The 3,610-nt window shown below is 78.3% G+C and carries 1 protein-coding gene and 1 pseudogene; both read right to left on the bottom strand.

The features are described from left to right. Positions 1 to 2,520, bottom strand: a 2,520-nt coding sequence (locus AAHZ94_RS30675) for an NB-ARC domain-containing protein (protein ID WP_349996992.1), incomplete at its 3' end; no start/stop codon positions are given. A 370-nt stretch (positions 2,521 to 2,890) separates the two neighbouring features. Further along, positions 2,891 to 3,610, bottom strand: a pseudogene (locus AAHZ94_RS30670) (hypothetical protein); the annotation flags it as partial.

Below are 3,610 nucleotides of genomic sequence, written 5' to 3'. Positions count from 1 at the left end.
GCCCGGCAGCCCGTCGATGCGCGCCCGCAACGCGTCCACCTGCGGGCTGCCGCCCGCCTCGTGGATCTCCAGGGCGCGGGTGAGCCACCCCCGCACGTCGGCCCCGTGCCCGCCGGTGCGCTGGGCGATGTCGGCGAGCCGGATCAGCGCCTGCGCCTCGTAACTGGTGGCCTCGGCCGCGCGCAGGTCGGCGGCGGCCTGCTGCAAGGCGTCGACGGCCGCGGCCGTCTCGCCCGCCCGGTCCAGCGTGTCGCCGATGGCGGCCGTGACCCGCCCCGCCATCCGCAGGTCGGGCTCGGGGCCCGCCAGCAGGTCCCGGCGCGCGTCGCGCAAGGTCGCGAGGGCCCGCTCGTGGTCGCCGCCGGCGGCCTGGGCGCAGCCCAGGAAGTACGCGGCGATGGCCACCCCGCGGGGCTCCTGCGCGCGGCGGTTGAGGTCGAGCGAGGTCTCGTACGCGAGGACCGCGCGCTCCCGGTCGAAGCGGTCCCAGTAGCGGCCGAGAAACTCCTGCACCGAGGCGCGCAGCAGCAGGTCGTCGGCGATCTCCGCGCAGGCCACGGCGGTCTCCAGCTCCCGGCGGGCCCGCTCGTGCGCGCCGAGGTCCATCAGGGGGCGGGAGAGGAGGGCGCGCAGCCGCGCCTCGGCGGCCGGCGCCACGGCCGCGGCAGCCGCGTCCGCCCCGAGCTCCAGCGACTCCTGCCAGACGCCCAGGTACCTGCGGTGCAGGAACAGTGCCGTGAACGCCTCGGCCAACTGCCACACCCGGGTGTGCAGGGCGGGCCGGTGCCGCGCCTGGCGGGCGGCTGCCCGCAGCACGGCGAGCACCGAGGCGCGTTCCACGTCGAGCCATTCCAGCGGGGCCGGTCCGCCGGTGGCCGCGAACGGGTCGGTGGCCTCCCGCAGCAGGTCCGTGAGGTCGGCGATGCGCAGCCGGTCCTTGCGCAGCGCCCGGTCGGCCAGGGCGGCGAGCACCAGGTAGTGCAGGGTGACCCGCTCGGTCAGCGCGGCCTGGTCGACCGGGGTCCGCTCCGCCGCGTCGCACTCGTGGGCGTGCAGCCGCACCAGGCCGTGCAGCCGGTAGCGGCGGTCATCGGTGGGGGTCAGCAGGCCGGCGTCGACGAGGGTCGCCAGCAGCGGCCTGGTCTCGGCCGCCGGGCGGTCGGCGGCGACGGCGGCCACGCCTGCGTCGAAGGTGTCCATCGGCAGCCGGCCGAGGAGCCGGTAGAGCCGGGCCGCCGGCGGCGGCAGTTGGCGGTAGGCGAGGCCGAAGACTGCGGTCACGGGGTTCTCCGCTCCGAGGAAGAGGCCGGCCAGCCGGCCGGTCTCGTCCTCCAGTTCGGCGGCGAGCGCGGTCATCGTCAACCGGGCGTCCATGCCCAGCCGCGCGGCCACCACCTGGAGTGCGATCGGAAGTCCGCCGCAGAGCGTCACCAGGCGCCCGGCCGCCTCCTGCTCGGCGGCCACCACGGCCTCGCCGCACCGGTCGGCCAGCAGGGCGAGGCCGCCTTCGGCGTCGAGCGGCTCCAACGGGATCATGGTGGCCCCGGCCATCGCCAACTCGCCGAGCGCGCCCTGTCCCGTGACCAGTACCGCGCTGCCCTTGCCCTTCGGGATCAGCGCTCTGACCTGGGCCGGCTGGTTGACGTCGTCGAGGACGACGAGCAGCCGCAGTTCGGCGGACTTCGACCGGAACAGCGCGGTCCGTTCGGCCAGCGAGCGGGGCATGAAGTCGTCGCCGACGCCGAGCGCCCGCAGACACATGGCGGCGGCCTCCGAGACGTCGGCGCCCGGGTCGTCGGCAGGACCGCGCGGCCCCGGCCGGTCGTGCCGGCGCAGGGCGGCGAAATCGACGTAGATCTGCCCGTCGGGGAAGGCGTCGCGGGCGGTGTCGGCCCAGCGCCAGGTGGTGGCGGTCTTGCCGACGCCGGGCAGTCCGGTGAGCACCCCGACGACCGGGTGGTCGGCGCCGTGGCCGGCCCGGCCGAAGCACCCGTCGAGCACGGCGAGGTCCGCCCGCCGGTTGATGAACCGCGTGGTGAGGGCCGGCACTTGGTCGGGGCGGACGGCCGGCCCGCTGGGGCGGGGCGCCGGGACGTGGAAGGTGATGTTGCTGTGCACGTGCGAGCCCTGGAAGACGGGTGCGTGGTGGGTGCCGCCGCCGAGCGTGTTGACCGTCAGCCCCGCGGCGGCCAGCGGCGCCACCTCGGCCAGCAGCCGGCGCAACTCCTCGGCGGCGGCCGGGTCTTCGGCGAGCAGCGCGCCGAGCCGCAGCCGCAGCCGCTGCTCGGCGTCGGCCGCCACGCGCTCGTCGCCCGCCGCCCGGGCCCTGGTCAGGGCGGCGCTGGAGCGCTGGAGTTCCGCTTCGACCGCCGCCACGTCGTCCGGCTCCGCGGCCCCGCCCCGCCGCCGGCTGAAGAACCTGACCACGCTCGTGCTGCCCCGCGTCCACGCGTCGGACACCATCAACGCGACCAAGGTCGCCGCTCCCGTCCCGGCGAGCGCCGCCAACTCGGCTTCCACAGAGCCCCCTCTTGCTGTGTCGTTGCCTGGCCCCACGGCCGGGCACCAACGGTAGAGAGATCTTGTGGACTTGGACAGTCCGCCCGGAACAGCCACGCCGCGCTCCCCCCGTACGGCTGCGCGAACGCCACCCTCGCTCGCCGCGAGGGCATCGCGCGGGCGCGGGCGAGGAGCGGGCCCGCGCCGCAGACGGGACCGGCCGTACGGCGCGTACGGCGCGTACGGGCAGGGCGTGTGCGGTACGTGACGGGGCGGGTCTTGCGTCGTACGGGGCGGGGCGGGTGCGACGGGTGACGCGGGGCCGGGCGGGTGTGACAGGTGGCACGGGGCCGGGCGGGTGTGACAGGTGGCACGGGGCCGGGCCTGCGCCCTACGACCCCGCTCGGTGTCGGCCGCGGACCGGGCCCGGCTGGCGGGGGTCGGCCGGGCGCTCGCGGGGAGCCGGGCGGTGCTGGGGGGCGGGGGCCGGCTGTCGGGGGTCCACCGGGCGCTCCTGGGGCGCGGCGGGCTGCGGGTACGGCGGGGCCGGGGTGGGATGAGGCTGGTCGGTGGGGGTGTACGCGCTCGGCGGGAAGGGGCCCGGCGGGTAGTTGGGGCGCGGCGGGTAACGGGTCTCGGTCACTGGGGCGGGGGCGACCGGGTGTTCCGGGGCGGCCCGGGGCGCGGTCGTGGCGGGCCCGTCGGGCGCGGGGAAGCCTGCGCCGGCGGAGCCCGTAGAGGCGGGGGAACCTGCGGCGGGGCCGGGGGAAGCGGGGGAACCAGTGGGGGCGGAGCCGGTGGAAACGGAGGAGCCAGCGGGGGCGGGGGCATCGGCGGCGGGGCCGTCCGGGGTGGTGGCCTTGGCGCGGGCGTGGGCGCGCCGGTCGTCCTCCTGGGCGCGCTCGCGCCAGGCGTGCAGCCGCGACTTGATGTCCTCGGGCGGCAGGAACTGCGCCCAGCGCTCGGGGAACTCCGACGGCGGTTCGGCGTCGGCGCCGTGGGGGGGGGGCGGGCGGGCGGGGGGCGCGGGGCCCGGGCGGGGCGCCCCCCCCCCCCCCCCCGCGGGGGGCGCCGCCCCCGGCGCGCGGGGCGGCGGCCGCCCCCCCCCCCC

This window comes from Streptomyces sp. HSW2009 (assembly GCF_040240285.1).
Lineage (GTDB): Bacteria > Actinomycetota > Actinomycetes > Streptomycetales > Streptomycetaceae > Streptomyces.
The sequence above is the reverse complement of the archived record's forward strand: the minus strand, read 5'-3'. Positions and strand labels throughout refer to the sequence as shown.